Genomic DNA, 20,609 nt, shown 5'->3' with positions numbered 1-20,609 from the left:
GACGAGGGCGCGGACCACGAACGTCCGCGCCCCATCACAAGGAGACAAACGTGACGCATTGGATTCGTTTTCGCGATGCCGATGGCAGCATCGGCTTCGGCACGCTCGATCAGCATTCGGGCCGCGTCGTGCAGCACGACGGCGCGATGTTCGACCGCCCGCGCCCGACCGACATCAGCTTCGCCGCCGACGATCTCACGCTGCTCGCGCCGTGCGAGCCGAGCAAGGTCATCGCGCTGTGGAACAACTACTACGCGCTGTCGCAGAAGCTCGATAAAGCGCCGCCCGCGCATCCGCTTTTTCTCATCAAGCCGCCGATGTCGGTGATCGGGCCGAACGCATCGATACGCCGGCCGAAAAGCTATCACGGCAAGATCGCCTACGAAGGCGAACTGGGCATCGTGATCGGCAAGACGGTGAGCGGCGCGTCGGTCGAAGAGGCGGAAGCCGCGATCTTCGGCTACACCTGCGTCAACGACGTCACTGCTATCGAGTTGCTGCAGGAAGATCCCAATTTCGCGCAATGGTGCCGCTCGAAGGGCTTCGACACGTTCACGTGTCTCGGGCCCGCGATCGTCACGCCCGGCAACGGCTTCGACTGGCGCGCGGCGAGCGTCGTCACGACGCTGGAAGGCGTCGAGCGTCAGAACTATCCGCTCGACGACATGATCTTCTCGCCCGCCGAACAGGTGAGTCTGCTGTCGCAGGACATGACGCTCGTTCCCGGCGATGTGATCGCATGCGGCACGTCGATCGGCGTCGGCTCGATCAAGGACGGCTCGCGCGTGGATGTGTCCATTGCGGGCATCGGCACGCTGTCGAACGTGCTCGAAGCATGATCGGCGACGCGCTGTCGGGCGCGTTGTGCGTGCTCGCGGCGCTATCGGCGGGTGCGTCGATGCGCGCGGGCGCGATACGCTGGTCTTGGGTGGCGGGCGCGGCCGTCGTCGCGCTGTGCGGCATGGACACCGTCGCGCTGTCGCTTGCCGCTGTCGCCGGATTCGCGGGTTATCGGCTCGACCGCGGTCCGTCGAGCGCGTCGGCGCACGCGTTGCTGGCGACTCTCGCGTTCGTCGCGTGGTTGCTGCCGGCCTCGAACAGCGCGTATGCGGCGGCGGCAGGCGGCGCGATCGCGGCCCTCGGCTATCTGGCTTGCGCGCGGGTCGATCGGGAAGGCGCGAATGCGCAGGCGCTGCATCTCGCGTGCGCCGGCGCGTGCGCGGCGCTCGCCTATGTGTTCGGCGCGCAACCGGGCGCGTTCGCCGTGCTGCCCGCGCTCGCGCTCCTTGCACTCATTGGCGCGCATTTGTCGCTCGCAATGGGTGGCGCGGCCGGCGTGCCGCTCGCGAATGGGATGAACGGCGCGGCGTCGTGCGGTCTGGCGATTGTGGCCGTGATGACCGGCACGCACGGCGCGCTCGTGGTGATGGCCGCCGCGCTTGCCATCGGATGTGCGCAGTCGGCGGTGCGCGTCGGCGTCGTGCGCGAGGCGCCGTAAACGGCAAAGCCGGCGTGATGGTCACGCCGGCTTTGTCATCGATACATCAGACGTGACGCGCGGCGCGCATCAACGATCGCGATTCCACAACGCGCCGAGCATGAAACCGACGGCCGCCGCGATCAGCACGCCCTGAATCGGCTGGTTCGCCACCGCCAGCCGCACGTTGTCGACGGTCTGTCCGTAGCTTTGCTGCAGGTTGCCATACGCCTGCCGGACCTTGCCTTCGGCTTGCGTGGCTTCGTCGCCCGTCAGCGCGCCGACCGCGTCCTGCACCTTGCCGACGACGCGTTGCGCCGCGCCTTCCACTTGATCCTGCACCATAGGTGCCTCCCTTTTCGGTTGAGCGGTTTCTCGTGTGTCCTTCTGAGTCCGGTTGCGCCGGAACGCTCCTGTACAGCACGTCGCGTGCCTAGTCAGGCGGGACCGATGAGACCCCTGACCGCGTCGATGAGATCGTCGATGGAAAGCGGCTTGCGGCGGAATTGCGCGTGCGGATGGTCGAGCGCCGGCGCGTTGGCCGCCGCGCTCATCAGGATCACCGGTACCGCGCCGAGCCCGTCGCTCGCGGCGAGCTGCCGGATCAGCTGGACGCCGTCCATGTGCGGCATCATCCAGTCGGTGATGACGAGCGCGGGCGGATTCGAGCGCGCGGCGTCGAGCGCCATGCGTCCGTTGGAGGCGGTCACGACCTCGTAGCCCTCCATTTCGAGCACGAGCCGCCAGGTGGTCAGAATGTCGAATTCATCGTCGACGACGAGGATCTTTTTCATGCGCGCGCGCCGGGATCCGCCACCGAGAGCGCGGGCGCCGCCGACGGACTGCCGGACAGCATACCCGTCGTGCCGATGAAACCTTCGCTGATATGCAGGCCGCGCGTGTCGATCGTCAGGCGGCGGATTGCGGAATCGTGCGTGCCTTCGCGCTGCTTCACGATCGACACCATGCGATACAGCGACGAATTCGCCTCCACGTAGCGCATGAGCACGATGTTCTCGGTCAGCGCCGACGCGCGCAGCGTTGCGGGCAGCGTCGGATTGCCGTAGAGCGGCAGTTCTTCGGTGAGGATCGTCGTCACGCCCGCATCGCGCAGGCGGTGCGTGAGCGCGTTGAGAAACAGTCCGAAACGCTCCGTGCGGTTCGCGGACTGATGAAATCCGTCGATGCCGTCGACCACGAGGCGCGACGCATTCGTGTTCCTGACCGCGTTCAACAGCTCGACGGCGAGTTCGTCGATCGCCAGTTCGACGGCCGGGTGCCAGTGAATCGACAAACGGCCGTCCGCCACGGCCGGCGCGAGGTCGATGCCGACCGAGCGCGCCTTGGCGAGCAGCCGCTCGGGCGACTCGTAAAGCCCGAAGTACACGCAGCGCTCGCCGCGTTCGACGCCCGCCTGCAGAAATTTGAGCGAGAGCAGCGTTTTGCCGATGCCCGATGGCCCGATGAGCGTGGTCGTCGAGCCGCGCACGACGCCGCCGCCGAGCATCTGATCGAAATCGGGAAACCCGAACGCGAGCTTGTTGCTGAAGTCGGGCAGGCCGTCGGGACTGGCCGGCGACGCCTCGATGCGCGGGAAGGTCACGAGACCTTGCTCCGTGATCTTGAAAAAGTGCTTGCCCAGCAAGTGATCGCGGGCGCGCAGCTTGTGGACCTCGATTTCACGGGCGCGCCGCATGCCCGTGTTGTAGCGGTTCAGCTCGATGAGCCCGTCGACGAGCGTGTGTTCCGGATGCGGCTCGTTGCCGGAAAGCGGCGCGAGAATCAGGGTCGTGCAGCGGGCGGCGCTCACGAAAGCGGAGAGTTCGTGGATGAACTGCGAGAGTTCGAGCTCCGTCGAGCTGAATTCGCGCGCGCTGCGAAAGCCGTCGATGACCATGAAGCGCGGCCGGCTCGACTTGATCGTGGACGCGATCAGCGAGAGAAAACCGGAGAGCCCGTCGCGCATCAGTTCGTGATAGCCGGAGACGAAGAGCATCCGGTCGGAGATGGCGTCGGCGTTGTAGAACGAGAGCGCCTTCAGATGGGACAGCAGCTTGGTATGCGATTCGGCGATGAGCGTGATGTACAGCACCGTGTCGCCTTGCGCGACCCGGTGAAAGCCGATCTGCGACGAGAGAATCGTCTTGCCGGCGCCCGCCATGCCTTCGATCAGATACAGGCCGCCTTCGACCAGACCGCCGCCCAGAATGTTGTCGAGGCCCACGACGCCGGTCGTGACGTTGTCGTCCGTGGAGGCGGGCTGCCGGGGTCGATCGGTGGAGAGATTGTCGTCTTGAGTCATGGCATTTTCGTTTTTACTGGACGATCCGGCTTTTTGCGAAGGCGCATTATGGCTGACTCTCGGCAATCATGTGCTTGCATGACGCGCCCGTCATCCCCGCCGCCGCGCCGTTTCATGCGTATCTGGTCTTGCGTGCCGCTGCCGGGCGCCATCGTTTTGACACGCGCAGGGCGCGGCCGGACGGCGCTCGCGCGGACGAGCGAATAGTTCCGAGTCGCATTTTTCACGCCCGATCGCGCCGGCGCTCAACCACGTTTGTCGGAAAGCAGGAATCTTTGAGAACCTTCTCATGGGCAGGGCGCGCTAACGCTGGTGAAATGACAAGCTGTGCCGTAGCCGTGTGCATCTTCTTCCGGCTGCTCCGTCCAGGCGCTCGCGCCATCAGATTATCTTTCTCGCCATGTTCCGTTCGCACTCGATTCCGGGCGCTTTCGCGCTCGCCGCCTGCCTTTTGTCTTTTTTTGCTGTCAGCGCCCGACCGGTCCACGCCGTCGAGCCGCTGCCGGACGCGCGCATCTTGTCGAGCACGCCGTTCGACTTTCGCGCCGACCGTGAGATTTTCTCGCGCATGAATCCCGCGCCGTCCGATGCGGGCATCCTCCGACCGCCGCAACCGTTGCGCAGCGCGGACGAACCGGCGCCGAAGCGCCAGTCGACAATTTGATTTCCGCACGATTTCGCGTTTTCGAATAACGCATAAATCGGCTGGCATTGGCGGCTTCGCGACACCATAATCCTTTCCGGACGACGCGTTTAATCGTTACGGAAAATCGCAATGAAACGCCTGTTGATTGCGAATATCGTGTTGATCTCGGCCGGTCTTGCCGGACCTTTCGCATCCGTATTCGCGGCTGGCGAAATATCCACGAACGCCGCGTCGAATATGCCGGACGGGGCGGCGGCGAAGAACGGCGATGTCGCGGAACTTGAGCGTCTGATAGCGGGCCGGAAAATCACTGAATTGCGCAAAACGTTGAATGGCAGTTTCGGCGCGAGTCTTTCGTATTTTCCGGAGCAGATGATTTATTATGCCGCGCTGTTTCAGCAAAACGCGATTTGGCGCGTGGTCAAAACGCAAAATGACGCACGCGCTGAGGCGATTTATTCTGACTTCGCCAAAATGTCGGTGACGCTCGCCGACGCGGAAATCAGGCGCATCAAACTCGAAGCCGAAAAAGCCTATGCCGACCGCCAGATCGCGGTTCAGCAGGAGCGTGCCAACCGGCTTCAGGCGGACCTGGATATCGCCCATGCGCAGCAAGGCCAGGTGACGAATTATCAGCAGGAGCAACAGAACGCGGTTCGTGAACTGCGCACAGAGCAGGCGGCCGCGCAGGCGCAGCTTCGCGCTTTGCAGTTGCGCGTGCAGGAACTGCAAAAACAGGCCGACGGCGATTTTCCCGTTCCGGCCAAATAGGCGCTTCGTCGTGCATTCGGCGGGCGCATTAATTTGGGAGTTGTCCGCTTAATCCGCGAAAGTGCGCGCGCTACAATCGCGCGGCCTTTTGGATAGCTTCATCGATCGATGCATCTATCCGAGATCGATTCACCTACTTTGCCTGCTTCTTTTCAGAGAGCAATCGGGCTTGGAAATGAGGCACGCATTAAGCGGCTTCGCGCTTTGGAGTTGACCCGTATGAACATCAAGATGCTCACGAAAACCTTCGCCGTCAGTCTTATGGCGGCCGCCGTCCTTGCGGGCTGTTCCACTATCACGGGACCGGCTTTCAATATCCAGGAGATTCAAACGTCGAATGGTCAAAAGGCGTATCGCGCCGAATGCTACGGTGTTTTCGAGAAGGGAAGCGCGTGCATGACCGCCGCTCAGAAAATGTGCGGCGACAAGAACGTTGCAGTCCTCCAGACCATTGCAGGAACGAATACGCCGAGCGATCCGCGCAACGTGACCTTCACGTGCGGAATGCCGCCGCAGGCCGCTCCGGCGCAAGAGCCGCCCCCCGCACCGGCCCCCGCACCCGCGCCGGCGCCCGCGCCTGCACCGCGCAAGGTCGTGCTCGACGACAAGACGAACTTCGCGTTCGACAGCGCGGAATTGACACCCAAGGCCAAGGCCATTCTCGACACGCTCGTCGCGGAAACGCAGGGCGCGACGCTCGCTTCGGTCTCGGTTCAGGGCTTCACGGATGCGATCGGCTCGGCATCGTATAACGTTGCGCTGTCCGAGCGCCGCGCGCAGGCTGTGCTGGACTATCTGAAGAACCGCGGGCTGAAAGCCGACCGATTTGCGCTGAAAGGCTATGGGAAGTCGAATCCGGTCGCATCGAACGCAACGACTGAAGGCCGCGCGGAAAATCGCCGTGTTGAAGTGACGCTCGCGCCGTAACCCTCGCGGCACCGCATCGACGGAAAAGCCCGCAAACCAAACGGTTTGCGGGCTTTTGCGTTTCCGGGCCGAGTGCGACCGGCGCTCAGAAAAGCGCGAGTTGCTCGCGCCCCGGGCCGCCCTCCAGCGTGAGCAAATGCCGCTTGCGCTCCACGCCGCCGGCATAGCCGGTCAGTTCTCCATCGACGCCGATCACGCGATGACACGGCACGATGATCGCCACCGGATTCCGCCCGTTCGCGCCGCCGACGGCCCGCGATGCGCCCGCGGGCAAGCCGAGCCGGCGCGCGAGATCGCCGTAGGTCCAGGCGTCGCCGAAAGGGATTTGCCGCAGCGCGTTCCACACCTGCTGCTGAAACGCTGTGCCGCCGAGCCGCAGCGCGATCGAAAATTCCGTGCGCGCGCCCGCGAAGTATTCGTCGATCTGCTCACGCGCTTCGAGGATCACGCGCGAGCGCGGCGGCGCATCGGACAGCGTCGGCTCGGGCAGACCATCGGGAAAATGCTTCTGGCCGACGAAAAACAGCCCCGTCAGACAGCCATCTTCCGCGCGATAGAGAATGTGCCCGAGCGGGCTCGGGCCGACATGGGATTCGATCACTTCATTGCTCCGCGCGGCCAATACGACGCAATCATTGTACGGCGCGTCAGATGAACGGATTCTCGGCGGTGCCGGACGGCGCGCTCGGCTCGTCGGGCAGCTTCGCGGGCAGCGAGGCATCGCCTTGCAAGGCTTCGACGATGGCGCCGAGCGCCTTGTGCAGCGCGAGCGCGTTCGCGAGACCGGCCTTGTCGCGCGTGATCGTCAGATCGCCGCTGATCGACAGGCGCTTCACGCCATTCTCGATATTGATCGCGTCGCCCGCGATGTTCATCACGTCCGTGTCGTTGGCAAATGGTTTAAACACCTCGCAGTCCTCCAATTCGTTTGTCCTTCAGTCCGTCCGGTATGCCCGGAAACGAGAGCCCGCTCATGGTCTCGAGTTCGCGCACGGTTTTCATCGTGTACGTGTTCGTCGGCGTGTTTTCGACGACGACCGCGAACGCGATGCCGCGCTGCGGCAAGTAGACGACCTTATAAAGTTGCGTCGGCACGAACACGCGCGATTCGCCGATTGTCTGCAACTCGCGTCCCGAAAAAAGCGGCCCGGTGACGACATAGGCTTCGCCCGATTCTTCCGTCAGCCTGCGCACCGCTTCCTCGATGCGCGACCAGATGCGCCGGTTGTTGGACGGGTCTTGCGGCACGATGTTCGCGAGCGAGAACGATTCGGCCATGCCTTGTCTGCTCGCGCGATCGCCCGCGGGACTCATGTGACCGCGGTCGTAACCGCTTCGCTTGTAATCGGAAAGCTGCGCGCTTTCGTCGGGCGGCAGGCGCTTGTCGACGAAAAAGCGATTGGTGCGCGTGTTGTTCTTCGCGTCATCGACGCTCTGCGAGGTCAGATGCTCCGCCGACCAGAGCGGCCCTTTCGTGATGCCGGAGTGAAGCAGCGCGAAGTCGGAATAGCAGATTTCCTGCGTCGACGCGCGCATCTTCGAATTGACGACGACCGGCGCGCGGCCGTTCGGGCTGAACTGCGGACAATCGCTCGCGAATGCACCGGTACACACAAGACCGATGAGCGCGGCGGCGAATGCCTTGATGCGAAATTGCATGCGTTGGAATCCGGGCTGAATGTGATGCATGAAAACCGTGCGCCGCATGGCAACCTTGCGCGGCGCCGGAGGCCGCAAAGTATAAGCGCTCATCGGCGCGCCTGGCGGGTGAGGCACGCGAACGCGCGTGAAATACAGGCGCGCTAGAATGCCCCGGCCCGAAATCAATTCGACAACGCGAATGAACTCAACGCGCAGCAAGTCCGTCTTTCGATTTTCGATGTCGTGTCTCGCGATGCTGTTCGCCTTGCACGCGCACGCCGACGAACCCGCGCCGCAGTCAGGCAACGACGGCCCCGCCTACGGCCCCGAGTTGCAGGGCTTCGATTATCCATATCCGGTCGCGCGCTTTTCGCTCACGTCGCAGCGTCAGGTGGTGCGCATGGCCTATATGGACGTGCATCCGCCGCATCCGAACGGCCGTACCGCCGTGCTCCTGCATGGCAAGAACTTCTGTTCGGCGACCTGGAAGCAGACCATCGAAACCTTGAGCGACGCGGGCTATCGCGTGATCGCGCCGGATCAGATCGGTTTTTGCAAATCGACCAAGCCCGAGCGCTACCAGTACAGCTTTCAGCAACTCGCGCGCAACACGCACGCGTTGCTCGCGGCGCTCGGCGTTTCGCGCGCGACCCTCATTGCGCATTCGACTGGCGGCATGCTCGCGGTGCGTTACGCGCTGATGTATCCGCGCGAGACCGAGCAGCTCGTGCTCGTCAATCCGATCGGGCTCGAAGACTGGAAGGCGAAGGGCGTGCCGCCGATTTCCATCGACGACTGGTATGCGCGCGAGCTGAAGACCAGCGCCGACGGCATCCGCCGCTATGAGACGAACACGTATTACTCGGGCCAGTGGCGCGCCGATTACGAACCGTGGGTGCAGATGCTCGCGGGCATGTATCGCGGGCCGGGCAAGGATATCGTCGCGTGGAATTCGGCGTTGATTTACGACATGATTTACACGCAGCCCGTCGTCTACGAATTCGATCATCTCAGAACCCCGACCTTGCTCCTGATCGGCGACAAGGACACGACCGCGATCGGCAAGGACTTCGCGCCGCCGGAAATTCGTCCGACGCTCGGTCGTTATCCCGATCTCGCGAAGCTGGCGAAGGAGCGCATCGAGGGGGCGAAGCTCGTCGAGTTTCCGGAGCTTGGCCATGCGCCGCAGATGCAGGATCCGGCGGCGTTTCATAAGGCGTTGCTGGAGGGACTCGCCGCGTCAAAGCCCCTAGCGAACTGACCGCGCACACACCACGCGCTCGATCGCGGGCAACTGAACGGCCAGCGTGATGCCGCGCGCCACCATGAAAACGGTGAGCGCGAGCCACAGCCCGTGATTGCCGAGCGATCCGGCGAGCGCCCACGCCGCAAGCAGAAAGATCGTGAGCGACACGGCCATCGCCTTCATCAGTTCGTGCGTGCGCGTCGCGCCGATGAACACGCCGTCTAGTTGGAAACCCGCGACGGATGCAAGAGGCAGAATCGCGGCCCACGGCAGAAAGCGCAGCGCCTCATGCTGCACGACGGCCTGATCCGTCAGCGCGCCGATGATCCACCCGCCGCTCAAGGCGAAGACGATCGAAAAGCCCGCTGCGCCGATCGCCGACCACAGCATCGTCACTTTCACGGCCTGACGGAATGCATGGCGGTCGCGTGCGCCGGCGGCGGCCCCGACGAGCGCCTCGGCGGCGTGCGCGAAGCCGTCGAGCCCGTAGGACATGAAGGTCTGGAAGTTGAGCAGAAGGGCGTTCGCGGCGAGGATCGCATCCCCCTGACGCGCGCCGAGATGCGCGAACCAGCCGTACGAACCGAGCAGGCAGATCGTGCGGATGAAGATGTCGCGGTTAATCGCGACGAGCCGGCGCATCGCGTGGGCGTCGAAGAGCGCGCGCGGTGCGAGCGGCGCGAGGCCGCGCGGACGCAGCCGCCAGAGAATCGCGAGGCCGAGCGCGAAACCGCAGAAATCCGCGAACGCCGTCGCCGCGCCGATGCCCCCGATACCCCAGCCGAAGCGATACACGAAGAGCAGCACCGCGACGATGTTCACCAGATTGATGAAAATCTGCGTGACGAGCGCGAGCCGCACGCGCTGGCAGCCCAGCAGATAACCCAGCACGACGTAATTGCCGAGCGCAAACGGCGCGGCCCAGATGCGCGCGTGGCAATACGCGCTCGCGGTGTCCTGCACGGCCGCGCTGCCGCCGAGCGCCAGCAGCGCAAAACGGATGATCGGCACCTGCAGCGCCAGCACGGCCGCGCCGATCGCCAGCGCGAGCAGCAAGGCGCGCAGCACGCTCGCGCGCAATGCGTCGTCGTCGCGCGCGCCGAACGCCTGCGCGACGAGTCCCGTCGTGCCCATGCGCAAGAAGCCGAAGCCCCAGAACACGAAGCTGAACACGAGCCCGCCGAGCGCGACACCGCCCAGATACTGCGGCCCGTCGAGATGGCCGGCGACGGCGGTATCGACCGCGCCGAGAATCGGCTGCGTGAGATTGGCGAGTACGATCGGAAACGCGAGCGTCAGCACGCGCTTGTGCCAGTGCAGGGGCACCGCTTTCATCGGATTGTGCGGGATGGTTGGCCAGGACAAGCGCGTCATTGTCCAGACCGGACGCGCGGCGCGCAACATCGCGTGTGCGTCGATAATGCGCGTCATGAAAACATTCGCGCTCTATATCGTCACGGCGATCGCGGAAATCGCGGGCTGCTATTTTCCCTATCGATGGATCAAGGAGGGCGGGTCGCCGTGGCTCGTCGTGCCCGGCGCGCTGTCGCTCGCGCTCTTCGCGTGGCTCCTGACGCTGCACGATACCGCCGCGGGGCGCATCTACGCGGCGTACGGCGGCGTGTATATCGGCGTGGCGATCGCCTGGCTGTGGGCCGTCGACCGCATCCGGCCGACGGCGTGGGATCTCGCGGGCGCGGCGATCGCGCTCGTCGGCATGGGTGTGATTGCGTTTCAGCCGCGCGTCTGAGGCGCGGCCGGCGTCACGCTTCGAGCGCGAGCAGCGCGAAGGTCGCGAGCCAGTGCTCGCCCATGTAATCGCCCGCGACGTGGGCGAGCCCCGAAGCCAGATGCTCGCCCGCGCTGGTTTCGAGCACGGCGATGCGCGCATCGCCCGGCGGCAGCGCGCGTGCGATCGTCCGCTGGCACCATGCGCGGCTCAGGTTCAGGCCGTCGAGGTGCGCGAGCTTGCCGTCGCTGCGGTCGGTGACGGTTGCGGGCGTGAAAAGCGTCGCAGGCTCGCGCGCCGCGATGCGCGGTAGAAAGCGGTCGAACCAGCCGACGAAGCGGTCGCCCGGCAGCATGTGGCGCATCAGCACCGCTTCCATCAGCGACGGCGACAGGAATTCGTCGCCCGCCGGCTCCCACGCCTGGCACGCCTCGTCCTGTTCGAACCAGCGCAGGGCCGTGCCGCTCAGCAGGCGCTCGAAGTCCGCATTCTGAGCGATGCGCGCATAGCCGATCGCCAGCGTCAGCGCGAACGCCATGTTGAAGTGCGTCCCGACACGCAGCGGATACGTCGCTTTCGGCAGAAATTCTTCGAAGCGCGCGACGAATGCATCGGCAAGCGGCTGGAGCGTGCGAGCCCAGCGCGCGCCGTCGTCGGACTGCATCGAGCGAAGCTGGCCCGCGAGCGCGAGCAGCCACGCCCAGCCGTACGGCCGTTCGAAACCCCGCGCGGCCGGACGCCGCAAATAGGCGACTTCCGCCTCCACGTTCGCGGCGGTGAAATGCTCGTCGATCACCGCGCGGATGCGCTGCGCCTCCGGCAAGCCGGGAAAGCGGTCGTAGAGGCGCGCGATCAGCCAGTAGCCATGCACGCAGGAATGCCAGTCGAAGCTGCCGTAGAAGATCGGATGCAGCGCGCGCGGGCCTTGTACATCAGCCTCGCCGGCCATGACGTGATCGAGCTTGTTCGGATATTCGCGCGTCAGGTGGCCGAGCGCGACCTGCGCGAACTTCGACGCGAGCGCGGCGTCGAGCGTGATCGGTTGATGCGGATTCATGCGGTCCTCGTCGATGCGATTCGTGATTCCGAGACTTTATCGATAAATAGTGTGAAATCTAGTCTAAGGGTAATTACTAAATGCACGCGAAACCGGAGCGGCCGCACGCCTGCAAAACGGCAGCGAAATGCTTTTATGACAAGCCTGAGCGCGCGCCGCACGCCATCGGCGGAAAACAGAGGTCAGGAAATTGCGCACGCCACGGTCGCGCGCCCTTCGCCGAACCGTCGTATAAACTTGCGCCCGAACGCCGCCAAGAGCGCCCGCGCCGGGGTCACGAGCCCCGGCAAACGCCACCCAGACAGTGACCAAGAGCCAGAAACAACATGACCGACATTCACGCTTATACCCCCGAGGACACCCGGCGTCGCGTTTTCGCGATCGTCGGCGCCTCGTCGGGCAACCTCGTCGAGTGGTTCGACTTCTATATCTACTCGTTCCTCGCGCTGTATTTCTCCGCGGCGTTCTTCCCGGGCGGCGATCCGACCGTGCAGCTTCTGAACACCGCGGGCGTGTTCGCGGCGGGCTTCCTGATGCGCCCGATCGGCGGCTGGCTCTTCGGCCGCATCGCGGACAAGCACGGCCGCCGCAACGCGATGATGATCTCCGTCCTGATGATGTGCGGCGGTTCCCTCGTCATCACCTTCCTGCCGACCTACGCGAGCATCGGTGCGTGGGCACCGTTTCTGCTGTTGATCGCGCGCCTGTTCCAGGGTTTGTCGGTGGGCGGCGAATACGGCACGAGCGCGACCTATATGAGTGAAGTCGCGCTGCGCGGCCGGCGCGGCTTTTTCGCGTCGTTCCAGTACGTGACGCTGATCGGCGGGCAGCTTGCCGCGCTTCTCGTGCTCGTGATCCTGCAACTGTTTCTCTCGACGGAAGAGCTGAAGGCGTGGGGCTGGCGCGTGCCGTTCTTCATCGGCGCGTGTGCGGCGCTGGTTTCGCTGTATCTGCGCCGTTCGCTCGACGAAACCTCGACCGCCGAAACGCGTCATCGCAAGGAGGCGGGCACGCTCAAGGGCCTGCTGCAGCACAAGGGCGCGTTCATGACCGTGGTCGGCTTCACGGCGGGCGGCTCGCTGATTTTCTACACGTTCACGACCTACATGCAGAAGTACCTGGTCAACACGGCCGGCATGCACGCGAAGACCGCCAGCAACGTGATGACCGCCGCGCTCTTCGTCTACATGCTGCTGCAGCCGCTCTTCGGCGCGTTGTCGGACCGTATCGGGCGCCGTGCGTCGATGCTCTGGTTCGGCGGCCTGGCGACGATCTGCACCGTGCCGCTCCTGCATGCGCTTTCCACCGTGTCGAGCCCGGTCATGGCCTTCGTGCTGGTGGTCGCGGCGCTCGCCATCGTGAGCTTCTATACGTCGATCAGCGGTCTCATCAAGGCCGAAATGTTCCCGCCGGAAGTGCGCGCGCTGGGCGTCGGCCTGTCGTATGCGGTCGCCAACGCGGTGTTCGGCGGCTCGGCGGAATTCGTCGCGCTGAAGCTCAAGTCGCTCGGCAGCGAATCCACGTTTTTCTGGTACGTGACCCTGATGTGCGCGATTTCGCTCATTGTTTCCTGGCGGATGCTCGATCCGAGCAAGGAAGGCTATCTGCGCAACGAGCCCTGAGGGGCCGGTGGCGAGCGGAACGGCGGCGGCACGGCCGTCGTCCGCATCGCTTGCCGATGAAGGTAGTATGGTGTTTTATGCGGTATGTAGACGACGCGCCGGCGACGGTGCACGGTCATAACGAGCAAATGCGGGAACCGGATATGCATGCGCGCGCAGCCGCCGCGCGCAACGCCGATGTGCACCTTCGGGCGCGTCGGTCTGCCTGGAGCCTGTTCATGGAAGATTTCGACGAAACGCTGTTCCTTGTCTGGCGCGCCAACCTGAACGTCCTGGTCGGCTCGCCGGGAGGCGCTGGGCGCCTCGCGCGCATGATGAACTTCTCGCCGACGTTCATGAAGCTCATTGTCGCGGGTCAGCGCGATTTCAATGAGGAGTTCGTGCGCGGCATCGAACTCGTGACGGGCCTGCCGCCGCACTGGATGGACGAACGCCGTGCGAGCGAAGAAGTCCCGCCCGACGTGCAGCGCGCGATCGACGAAGAAACGCCGATGGCCGTGTTCCGCGGCACCGCGCATCCCGCGCCGAAGCGCCCGGTGTTGCGCGGCCCGGAGCCGTTGCTTTCGCAGACCGAAGCGACGCGCCGTGTCGCCGATATCGCCCAGCAAAACGCCGAAGCGAACCGTCGCGACTTGCTTTTCCGCAAGAATCGCGAACTGCTTTCGCAGGATTTGCGCCGTCTGGAGCGCCAGCTCGGGCTGTTACAGGTCGACGGAATGCAGCCGAAGGTCGATGAACTGATCGCCTCTGATCGCATGAGCGAAGCGGCGAAGGCCGATCTGACCGGCCGACTCGAACAGATCGACAAGCACGTCAAGCTGTTACATCAGCATGTCGAGAAGCTGGTGGCGCTGCTCTCGACCCCGGACGAGCCCGAACTGGGCGAGTGATTATTTCTTCTTGCCGTCTTTCGGCGTGTCCGGTTCCGGATGCACCGCAATCGGATCGCTCGCCGGAAAGGTCTCTTCGAGCGCCTCGTCGAGCAAATCCTCTTCGTTCGCGGCGCGCGGCCGGTCTTCCTTCAAACGTTGATCCTGGCTGGCTTTCTTCATGGTGCGCTCCGCGATGCGAAGTCATCGACAATTCAATATAGCAGCCTCGCGAAACCCGCGCAGTCAGCCCTCGCGGCGGTAGTCGGCGGGGCGCACGCCCGTCCACTTTCGGAAGGCCCGCCGGAACGCGCTCGGTTCCGCGAAGCCGAGCGCATCGGAAATTTGCGGGATCGTGTCCTGCGTGTGCGCGAGGCGCGCGATCGCGAGGTCGCGCCGCAGCGCATCCTTGATCGTCTGGTACGTCAGCCCTTCCTGTTTCAGACGCCGCCGCAGCGTCGCTTCCGCCATATGCAGCGCGGCCGCGAGGTTGTCGGCTTCGGGCCAGTCCGTCGGCGCGGTCTGCTTCAGGCGCGCCTTGATGCGGGCCGCGAGCGAATCCGGATTGCGGTATTTCACGATGAAATTCGCCGGCGCGTCGCGCAGGAAGCGCCTGAGCGTCGCGGCTGTCTGCACGACCGGCAGCGCCGCGCAGTCGGCCGGCAGATCGACGAACGAGCGCGGCGCGTCGAAGCGCAGGTCGTCGCAGAACATGAGGCGGTATTCGTCGCTCGCCTGCGGTTCGGGGCAGCGCAAGTGCGCCGCGAGCACCGGAATGCGCCGCCCGACCAGCCAGCACAACAGCCCGTACACGAGGATGAAGCCCGTCGCGTAGGCGAACATCGTTTTGGGCGCGGCTTTGTCGTCGAGCCAGATGCGCACGCGCGTTTCGTCGATGTCGGGCGTGAAGGTCAGTTCATCGAGCACGAGGCGCATGAAGCCGGCGATGCGCGCGAGCGCCTGCGCGCCGTCGCGCGCGGTCAGCGCCGCGTGGCACAGCAGCACGAAGCTGCCGCGGCGCATCGGATGCGGGTCCTGGCCGAAGAACTCGTCGTCGAGCGCGTCGGCGGTGGCGTTCCACAGCCTGCCGTATTGCACCGGCGACACGCGGGCCCGCGGCGAATCCAGCGTTGCCGGCGCGATGCCCGCAGCGGCCAGCAGACCTTCGCGCGCGACGCCGCGCGCCTCGGCGCAGCGCAGCGCCGCTTCGACGAGGCTGACCGAGATCGAGTCGCGCTCGATGTTGCGTCCGGGAGTTGGGGTTGTCACTAGGTGGCCAAAGCGCTCAGTTAGCGTGATCGTTTTGGGCATCGGCTAATGTCCGGCGATTGCCTAGACTCGTGCGCAGACGGCCCATCCGCCCGTCTGACGGCGGCGAGCCAGTGTATCCGATCGATGCCTCGCAACAGCCGCCACCATTCCATCACCCGATAATCGAAACATGATCGACGCTTTCCTCACCGAAGAGCAGCGCATGATCCGCGACGCGGCTCGCCAGTTCGCCACCGAAGTGCTCGCGCCCAACGCGGGCCAGTGGGACAAGGACGGCGCCATTCCCGACGCGGTCGTGAAGCAGCTCGGCGAACTCGGCCTGCTCGGCATGATCGTGCCCGCGGAACTCGGCGGCACCTTCAGCGATTACACCGCCTACGCGCTTGCGATGGAAGAAATCGCCGCCGGCTGCGCGTCCTGCGCGACGCTGATGAGCGTGCACAACTCCGTCGGCTGCGGCCCGATTCTCGCGTACGGCACCGACGCGCAGAAGGCGGAATGGCTGCCGAAGCTCGCGAGCGGCGAGATCATCGGCGCGTTTTGCCTGACGGAGCCGCAGGCGGGCTCCGAGGCGAACAACCTGCGCGTGCGCGCCGTCGAGAAAGACGGCAAGTGGGTGCTTTCGGGCAGCAAGCAGTTCGTCACCAACGGCAGGCGCGCGGGCGTCGCGATCGTCTTCGCCGTCACCGATCCCGAACTGGGCAAGCGCGGCATCTCGGCGTTCATCGTGCCGACGGATACGCCAGGCTTCAACGTCGGCGCGCCGGAGCACAAGCTGGGCATCCGCGCATCGGATACCTGCCCGATCAACTTCGACGATTGCGCGATTCCCGCCGGGAATCTGCTCGGCCAGCGCGGCGAAGGGCTGAAGATCGCGTTGTCGAATCTCGAAGGCGGGCGCATCGGCATCGCGGCGCAGGCGCTCGGCATCGCGCGCGCGGCGTTCGACGCGGCACGCGCGTATGCCAAAGACCGCGTGCAGTTCGGCAAGGCGATCCGGGAACATCAGTCGGTCGCGAACATGCTCGCCGACATGCAGACGCAGATCAACGCCGCGCGCCTCTTGATTCATCACGCGGCGCGCATGCGCACGGAAGGCGTGCCGTGCCTGTCGGAGGCGTCGCAGGCGAAGCTGTATGCATCCGAAATGGCCGAGCGCGTGTGTTCCGATGCGATCCAGATTCACGGCGGCTACGGCTATCTGCAGGACTATCCGGTGGAGCGTCACTATCGGGATGCGCGCATCACGCAGATTTACGAGGGCACGAGCGAAGTGCAACGGATGGTGATCGCGCGCAACGTCTAAAACCTATAAACGGAGACGCAATGAATCGAGCACAGGCATTCATCGAAGCACGAGATTTTCTCTTTGCGCATCGCACCGATTACGACACGGCGTATCGCGAGTTCGAGTGGCCCGTGCTCGATCGCTTCAACTGGGCGCTCGATTATTTCGATCCGATGGCGCGCGGCAACGATGCGCCTGCGCTGCATATCGTCAATGAAGGCGGCGGCGAGACGCGTCTTTCGTTCGCGCAGATGAGCGAGCGTTCCGCGCGCGTGGCGAATCATTTGCGCGGCCTGAACGTCGGGCGCGGCGAACGCATTCTGCTGATGCTGCCGAACCGCGTCGAGCTATGGGAAACGATGCTCGCCGCGATGAAGCTCGGCGCGATCGTCCTGCCCGCCACGACGCAGCTCGCGAGCGCGGACCTGCGCGACCGCATCGCGCTGGGCGGCGTGCAGCATGTGATCGTCGATGCGGCGGAAACGAAGAAGTTCGACGGCATCGACGTGCCCGGTTTGCGCATTGCGGTGGGCGGCGCGAAGGACGGCTGGCTCGCCTACGAAGCCGCTTACGATGCAGCGCCGGATTTTCGTCCGGATGCCGAAACGAACGCCAACGATCCGTATCTGCTGTACTTCACCTCGGGCACGACGTCGAAGCCGAAGCTCGTCGCGCATACGCATCAAAGCTATCCGGTCGGCCATTTGTCGACGATGTACTGGATCGGCCTGCAACCCGGCGACGTGCACTGGAACATCAGCTCGCCCGGCTGGGCGAAGCACGCGTGGAGCTGCTTCTTCGCGCCGTGGAATGCGCAGGCGTGCGTGTTCATCTACAACTTCAGCCGCTTCGACGCGGCGCGCACGCTCGATGCGCTCGTCAAGCACGACGTCACCACGCTTTGCGCGCCGCCGACCGTGTGGCGCATGCTGGTGCAGGAGCCGCTCGCTTCGTATGCGGTGAAGCTGCGCGAGATCGTGGGCGCGGGCGAGCCGCTCAATCCGGAGATCATCGAGCGCGTGCAGGCCGCGTGGGGCTTGTCGATCCGCGATGGCTACGGGCAAACCGAGACCACCGCGCAGATCGCCAACACGCCGGGCCAGCGGCTCGTGCCGGGCTCGATGGGCCGCCCGTTGCCGGGTTATCGCGTGGCGCTGCTCGATCCGGACGGCGCGCACGCCGAGGAAGGCGAGATCGCGCTCGAACTGAATCCGCCGCCGCTCGGCCTGATGACCGGTTACGCCGGCAACGCGAAAGCCACCGAAAACGCGATGCGCGGCGGCTTCTATCGCACGTCCGACGTGGCGGCGCGCGGCGCGGACGGCTACTTCGTCTATGTGGGCCGGGCGGACGACGTGTTCAAGTCGTCGGATTACCGGCTGAGTCCTTTCGAGCTTGAAAGCGTGCTGATCGAGCACGAGGCGATTGCGGAGGCTGCGGTCGTGCCGAGTCCCGATCCGCTGCGCCTGTCGGTGCCGAAGGCGTTCGTCACGCTGCGTCACGGCTATGCCATCGGACCGGAACTCGCGAAGAGCGTGTTCGCGTTCTCGCGCGAGCGGCTCGCGCCGTACAAGCGCATCCGCCGGCTGGAATTCGCCGAACTGCCGAAGACGATTTCCGGCAAGATCCGCCGCGTCGATTTGCGCAGGCAGGAAGCGGCGCGCGCGGAAGCGGGCGCGCGCGGCGAGTTCGAGTTCTGGGAAGAGGATTTTCCGGAGCTGCGTCAGAGCGGCAAGGCGGATTGAGCGCATGAGCACGCAAGCACTGTTGCGCGACACGCCCGAGGTTGCGTTCGAGATCGTCAATCGGGTGGCGATCATCACGCTCGACCGGCCGCATGCGTTGAACGCGCTGTCGCACGACATGATCGCGCTGCTCGCCGATCGTTTCGCGACCTGCGCCGAGGACGATGCCATTCTCGCGGTCGTTTTACGCGGCAGCGGCGACAAAGCATTTTGCGCGGGCGGCGACGTGCGCAAGCTGTATCACGCCGCACGCAACGATCCGCATCACGCCACGCCGTGGCTGAAATTCTTCATCGACGAATACCGGCTCGATTACACGATTCATCGTTTCTCGAAGCCGGTCATCGCGCTGATGGATGGCATCGTGATGGGCGGCGGCATGGGACTCGCGCAGGGCGCCGCGTTGCGCATCGCGACCGAGCGCACGCGCATGGCGATGCCCGAAACGCGTATTGGCCTGTTGCCCGATGTCGGCGCGACGCACTTCCTGCGCGTGCTGCCGCGCGATCTCGCGCTGTATGTCGGCCTGACCGGCGCGACGTTGTCGGGCGCGGATGCGAAGCGCATCGGGCTCGCGGACGAATGCGTGCCGTCTACCTGGCTGCGCGGTTTCATCGAGCGTCTCGAAACGCTGCGCTGGAACGATGCGCAAGATGCAATGACGCAGTTGAAGCGCGTGTTCGTGCCGGGCGCGAATATCGAGCGCCACGCGCCGCTCGACGACATCCGCGCGCAGATCCGGCGGCACTTCGCGCCGTGCCCGACGGGCGGCGCGGAACGCATCGCGGCGTCGCTCGCTGCCGATGCGGACAACGAATGGTCGCGCGCGACGCTCGCCACGCTCGCAAGCCACTCGCCGACCATGCTCGAAGTGACGTATCACGCGCTCCTGCGCGGCCGGCAGATGTCCCTTGCGGATTGCTTTCGCATGGAGCTGGGCGTGGTGTATCGCGCGATCGATGACGGCGATTTCGTCGAAGGCGTGCGCGCGCTCATCATCGACAAGGATCGGCGGCCTCGTTTCGCGCCGACGACGCTCGCGCAGGTGCGCGCCGAGCGCGTGCAGCACTTTCTCTCATCGCCGTGGCGTAAAGAGATGCATCCGCTCGGGGATCTGTGCGCATAATCTCCAGACGCAATTCGCAAGCAAATGTTTCCGCGGCGAACTGCGTGAATGTCCGATGAGTCGAAGCTGGCTTTATCGATCATCGGACAATTCGAGAGGGGAACCACTATGCCGATCCGTCATTCACATCGAGCGCTTTTGTCGGCGGGCATCGCCATCGCGTTGATCGCACCGGCCGCATCTTACGCGCAGATCAATCTTCAGCAATTCGGCTTCGGCAGCGATAAGTCCGAAGCCGCCGCCGGCGCGAACGGCGCGGCGCAGCCTTCGGCGCTGTCGTCGCTCGTGCAGAACTATCTCGGCGCGAACCAGCAAGTGCTCTCGGGGCAATCGAGCCTTGCCTCCGCGATGGGCATGTCGAGCGTCGCGAGCCAGGCGCAATCGGCGGCGGGCTTGCTGCAGGGCGCGTCGGGCGGAAGCGGTGTGCCGAGCGCGAGCGTGCTGTCGCAGCTCGGCGGCACGCAGCAGAGCGTGTCGCAATCGTTGATGCAGGCGTTCGCGGGCGGCTCGACCGCGCCGGCCACCGCAACCAGCAAGAAGACTTTCACCGATGGCCTTGCGTCGCTCGGGCAAGGCGTCAAGCAGTACGCCGGCCTGCAATCGGACCTCGGCTCGGTGTCGAATTCGATGAACATGTCGTCGCTGCTGCAGGCGGGATCGAACCCGGCGACGGCGCAGGCCGCGACCTATATCGCGCAATCCGCGCCGGGACAGTTGCAGTCGCTCGTACAGACGCTCACGCAGGCGGTGCAATACGCGAAGACCAACGGCATTTCCGTTCCGTCGATCGCAACGTCGGCGTTGACCGGCACGAAGTGATGCCGCGCGGCGAACGCGCGCGCAAAACGAAAGCGGCGTGGCTCAAACTGAGCCACGCCGCTTTTTTGCGTG

Annotated in this window: 23 protein-coding genes; 12 read left to right on the top strand and 11 right to left on the bottom strand. The window is 64.9% G+C overall.

Annotated elements, in window-relative coordinates; all coding sequences use genetic code 11:
* Positions 1-50: 50 nt before the first annotated feature.
* Together AWB70_RS23300 and AWB70_RS23295 are read left to right on the top strand one after the other, a co-directional pair.
* A complete protein-coding gene (locus tag AWB70_RS23300; protein WP_053569351.1) occupies positions 51-839 on the top strand; it encodes a fumarylacetoacetate hydrolase family protein in 789 nt (262 codons plus the stop codon).
* On the top strand, positions 836-1,498 hold the full coding sequence (locus AWB70_RS23295) for a hypothetical protein (RefSeq protein ID WP_053569350.1): 663 nt from the start codon (positions 836-838) through the stop codon (positions 1,496-1,498). The genes AWB70_RS23300 and AWB70_RS23295 overlap by 4 nt, the downstream gene beginning before the upstream one ends.
* A 69-nt stretch (positions 1,499-1,567) precedes the next feature.
* Here the strand turns inward: AWB70_RS23295 and AWB70_RS23290 are convergent, their stop codons facing one another.
* The 4 genes from AWB70_RS23290 to AWB70_RS38410 form a co-directional block, all read right to left on the bottom strand.
* A complete protein-coding gene (locus tag AWB70_RS23290; protein WP_014251279.1) occupies positions 1,568-1,822 on the bottom strand; it encodes a CsbD family protein in 255 nt (84 codons plus the stop codon).
* A 92-nt stretch (positions 1,823-1,914) separates the two neighbouring features.
* Positions 1,915-2,271: a response regulator gene (locus tag AWB70_RS23285; protein ID WP_053569349.1), complete on the bottom strand. Its 357-nt coding sequence runs from the start codon at positions 2,269-2,271 to the stop codon at positions 1,915-1,917.
* Positions 2,268-3,779 (bottom strand): ATPase domain-containing protein, encoded by a 1,512-nt coding sequence (locus AWB70_RS23280; protein WP_053569348.1) that lies wholly within the window; start codon positions 3,777-3,779, stop codon positions 2,268-2,270. The genes AWB70_RS23285 and AWB70_RS23280 overlap by 4 nt, the downstream gene beginning before the upstream one ends.
* 381 nt (positions 3,780-4,160) lie before the next feature.
* Entirely contained in the window at positions 4,161-4,511 is a 351-nt protein-coding gene (locus AWB70_RS38410; protein WP_053569347.1) for a hypothetical protein, read from the bottom strand.
* Positions 4,512-4,554: 43 nt separating this feature from the next.
* Between AWB70_RS38410 and AWB70_RS23270 the strand changes: the two genes are divergently transcribed.
* Together AWB70_RS23270 and AWB70_RS38840 are read left to right on the top strand one after the other, a co-directional pair.
* A complete protein-coding gene (locus AWB70_RS23270; protein ID WP_053569346.1) occupies positions 4,555-5,196 on the top strand; it encodes a DUF2968 domain-containing protein in 642 nt (213 codons plus the stop codon).
* Positions 5,197-5,415: 219 nt separating this feature from the next.
* A complete protein-coding gene (locus AWB70_RS38840; RefSeq protein ID WP_053569345.1) occupies positions 5,416-6,123 on the top strand; it encodes an OmpA family protein in 708 nt (235 codons plus the stop codon).
* A gap of 85 nt (positions 6,124-6,208) precedes the next feature.
* Here AWB70_RS38840 and AWB70_RS23260 read toward each other — a convergent pair whose 3' ends face one another.
* From AWB70_RS23260 to AWB70_RS23250, 3 genes are read right to left on the bottom strand one after another with little or no spacing between them, the layout of a single operon-like run.
* Positions 6,209-6,724, bottom strand: a complete 516-nt coding sequence (locus AWB70_RS23260) for a methylated-DNA--[protein]-cysteine S-methyltransferase (RefSeq protein WP_053569344.1) — start codon at positions 6,722-6,724, stop codon at positions 6,209-6,211.
* Between the two features lie 46 nt (positions 6,725-6,770).
* A complete protein-coding gene (locus tag AWB70_RS23255; RefSeq protein WP_045454995.1) occupies positions 6,771-7,031 on the bottom strand; it encodes a hypothetical protein in 261 nt (86 codons plus the stop codon).
* Positions 7,024-7,782, bottom strand: coding sequence for a DNA/RNA non-specific endonuclease (locus AWB70_RS23250; protein ID WP_087086332.1), 759 nt, complete (start codon positions 7,780-7,782; stop codon positions 7,024-7,026). The genes AWB70_RS23255 and AWB70_RS23250 overlap by 8 nt, the downstream gene beginning before the upstream one ends.
* Positions 7,783-8,017: 235 nt before the next feature.
* Here AWB70_RS23250 and AWB70_RS23245 point away from each other — a divergent pair, with 235 nt between their 5' ends.
* Entirely contained in the window at positions 8,018-9,025 is a 1,008-nt protein-coding gene (locus AWB70_RS23245) for an alpha/beta fold hydrolase (protein WP_235024339.1), read from the top strand.
* Here AWB70_RS23245 and AWB70_RS23240 read toward each other — a convergent pair.
* Positions 9,014-10,345 (bottom strand): MATE family efflux transporter, encoded by a 1,332-nt coding sequence (locus AWB70_RS23240; protein ID WP_053569425.1) that lies wholly within the window; start codon positions 10,343-10,345, stop codon positions 9,014-9,016. The genes AWB70_RS23245 and AWB70_RS23240 overlap by 12 nt on opposite strands.
* A gap of 94 nt (positions 10,346-10,439) precedes the next feature.
* Between AWB70_RS23240 and AWB70_RS23235 the strand changes: the two genes are divergently transcribed.
* Positions 10,440-10,760: a YnfA family protein gene (locus tag AWB70_RS23235; protein WP_053569424.1), complete on the top strand. Its 321-nt coding sequence runs from the start codon at positions 10,440-10,442 to the stop codon at positions 10,758-10,760.
* 13 nt (positions 10,761-10,773) lie between these two features.
* On the opposite strand, the gene AWB70_RS23230 is transcribed toward AWB70_RS23235, so the two are convergent.
* Positions 10,774-11,796 (bottom strand): DUF2891 domain-containing protein, encoded by a 1,023-nt coding sequence (locus tag AWB70_RS23230; RefSeq protein ID WP_053569342.1) that lies wholly within the window; start codon positions 11,794-11,796, stop codon positions 10,774-10,776.
* 326 nt (positions 11,797-12,122) lie between these two features.
* Between AWB70_RS23230 and AWB70_RS23225 the strand changes: the two genes are divergently transcribed.
* Positions 12,123-13,418 (top strand): MFS family transporter, encoded by a 1,296-nt coding sequence (locus tag AWB70_RS23225; protein WP_053569341.1) that lies wholly within the window; start codon positions 12,123-12,125, stop codon positions 13,416-13,418.
* A 218-nt stretch (positions 13,419-13,636) separates the two neighbouring features.
* Entirely contained in the window at positions 13,637-14,308 is a 672-nt protein-coding gene (locus AWB70_RS23220; protein ID WP_053569423.1) for a hypothetical protein, read from the top strand.
* Here AWB70_RS23220 and AWB70_RS39070 read toward each other — a convergent pair whose 3' ends face one another.
* Positions 14,309-14,470, bottom strand: a complete 162-nt coding sequence (locus AWB70_RS39070; protein WP_167350999.1) for a hypothetical protein — start codon at positions 14,468-14,470, stop codon at positions 14,309-14,311. It abuts the gene before it with no gap.
* Positions 14,471-14,533: 63 nt separating this feature from the next.
* The gene (locus tag AWB70_RS23215; RefSeq protein ID WP_082378095.1) at positions 14,534-15,556 is read right to left on the bottom strand and encodes an AraC family transcriptional regulator; all 1,023 of its coding nucleotides are present in this window, start codon (positions 15,554-15,556) and stop codon (positions 14,534-14,536) included.
* 175 nt (positions 15,557-15,731) lie between these two features.
* On the opposite strand from AWB70_RS23215, the gene AWB70_RS23210 reads away from it, so the two are divergent.
* From AWB70_RS23210 to AWB70_RS23195, 4 genes are all read left to right on the top strand, one after another.
* Positions 15,732-16,865, top strand: coding sequence for an acyl-CoA dehydrogenase family protein (locus AWB70_RS23210; protein ID WP_053569421.1), 1,134 nt, complete (start codon positions 15,732-15,734; stop codon positions 16,863-16,865).
* Between the two features lie 20 nt (positions 16,866-16,885).
* Complete coding sequence (locus AWB70_RS23205) at positions 16,886-18,592, top strand: AMP-binding protein (protein WP_053569340.1); 1,707 nt, start codon at positions 16,886-16,888, stop codon at positions 18,590-18,592.
* A 4-nt stretch (positions 18,593-18,596) separates the two neighbouring features.
* Positions 18,597-19,718, top strand: coding sequence for an enoyl-CoA hydratase/isomerase family protein (locus tag AWB70_RS23200; RefSeq protein WP_053569339.1), 1,122 nt, complete (start codon positions 18,597-18,599; stop codon positions 19,716-19,718).
* Between the two features lie 108 nt (positions 19,719-19,826).
* Positions 19,827-20,537: a hypothetical protein gene (locus AWB70_RS23195; RefSeq protein ID WP_053569338.1), complete on the top strand. Its 711-nt coding sequence runs from the start codon at positions 19,827-19,829 to the stop codon at positions 20,535-20,537.
* The last annotated feature ends 72 nt before the right edge of the window (positions 20,538-20,609 follow it).

Origin of the sequence: Caballeronia cordobensis (assembly GCF_001544575.2) — a bacterium.
Lineage (GTDB): Bacteria > Pseudomonadota > Gammaproteobacteria > Burkholderiales > Burkholderiaceae > Caballeronia > Caballeronia cordobensis.
This window is presented reverse-complemented; position numbering and strand designations above follow the sequence as displayed.

Bases quoted from the DNA above. Each gene is read 5' to 3' on its own strand.
- AWB70_RS23295 (WP_053569350.1), top strand. From the start codon at position 836: ATGATCGGCGACGCGCTGTCGGGCGCGTTGTGCGTGCTCGCGGCGCTA.
- AWB70_RS23290 (WP_014251279.1), bottom strand. From the start codon at position 1,822: ATGGTGCAGGATCAAGTGGAAGGCGCGGCGCAACGCGTCGTCGGCAAG.
- AWB70_RS23285 (WP_053569349.1), bottom strand. From the start codon at position 2,271: ATGAAAAAGATCCTCGTCGTCGACGATGAATTCGACATTCTGACCACC.
- AWB70_RS23280 (WP_053569348.1), bottom strand. From the start codon at position 3,779: ATGACTCAAGACGACAATCTCTCCACCGATCGACCCCGGCAGCCCGCC.
- AWB70_RS38410 (WP_053569347.1), bottom strand. From the start codon at position 4,511: ATGGTGTCGCGAAGCCGCCAATGCCAGCCGATTTATGCGTTATTCGAA.
- AWB70_RS23270 (WP_053569346.1), top strand. From the start codon at position 4,555: ATGAAACGCCTGTTGATTGCGAATATCGTGTTGATCTCGGCCGGTCTT.
- AWB70_RS38840 (WP_053569345.1), top strand. From the start codon at position 5,416: ATGAACATCAAGATGCTCACGAAAACCTTCGCCGTCAGTCTTATGGCG.
- AWB70_RS23250 (WP_087086332.1), bottom strand. From the start codon at position 7,782: ATGCAATTTCGCATCAAGGCATTCGCCGCCGCGCTCATCGGTCTTGTG.
- AWB70_RS23245 (WP_235024339.1), top strand. From the start codon at position 8,018: ATGCTGTTCGCCTTGCACGCGCACGCCGACGAACCCGCGCCGCAGTCA.
- AWB70_RS23240 (WP_053569425.1), bottom strand. From the start codon at position 10,345: ATGAAAGCGGTGCCCCTGCACTGGCACAAGCGCGTGCTGACGCTCGCG.
- AWB70_RS23235 (WP_053569424.1), top strand. From the start codon at position 10,440: ATGAAAACATTCGCGCTCTATATCGTCACGGCGATCGCGGAAATCGCG.
- AWB70_RS23230 (WP_053569342.1), bottom strand. From the start codon at position 11,796: ATGAATCCGCATCAACCGATCACGCTCGACGCCGCGCTCGCGTCGAAG.
- AWB70_RS23225 (WP_053569341.1), top strand. From the start codon at position 12,123: ATGACCGACATTCACGCTTATACCCCCGAGGACACCCGGCGTCGCGTT.
- AWB70_RS23220 (WP_053569423.1), top strand. From the start codon at position 13,637: ATGGAAGATTTCGACGAAACGCTGTTCCTTGTCTGGCGCGCCAACCTG.
- AWB70_RS39070 (WP_167350999.1), bottom strand. From the start codon at position 14,470: ATGAAGAAAGCCAGCCAGGATCAACGTTTGAAGGAAGACCGGCCGCGC.
- AWB70_RS23205 (WP_053569340.1), top strand. From the start codon at position 16,886: ATGAATCGAGCACAGGCATTCATCGAAGCACGAGATTTTCTCTTTGCG.
- AWB70_RS23200 (WP_053569339.1), top strand. From the start codon at position 18,597: ATGAGCACGCAAGCACTGTTGCGCGACACGCCCGAGGTTGCGTTCGAG.
- AWB70_RS23195 (WP_053569338.1), top strand. From the start codon at position 19,827: ATGCCGATCCGTCATTCACATCGAGCGCTTTTGTCGGCGGGCATCGCC.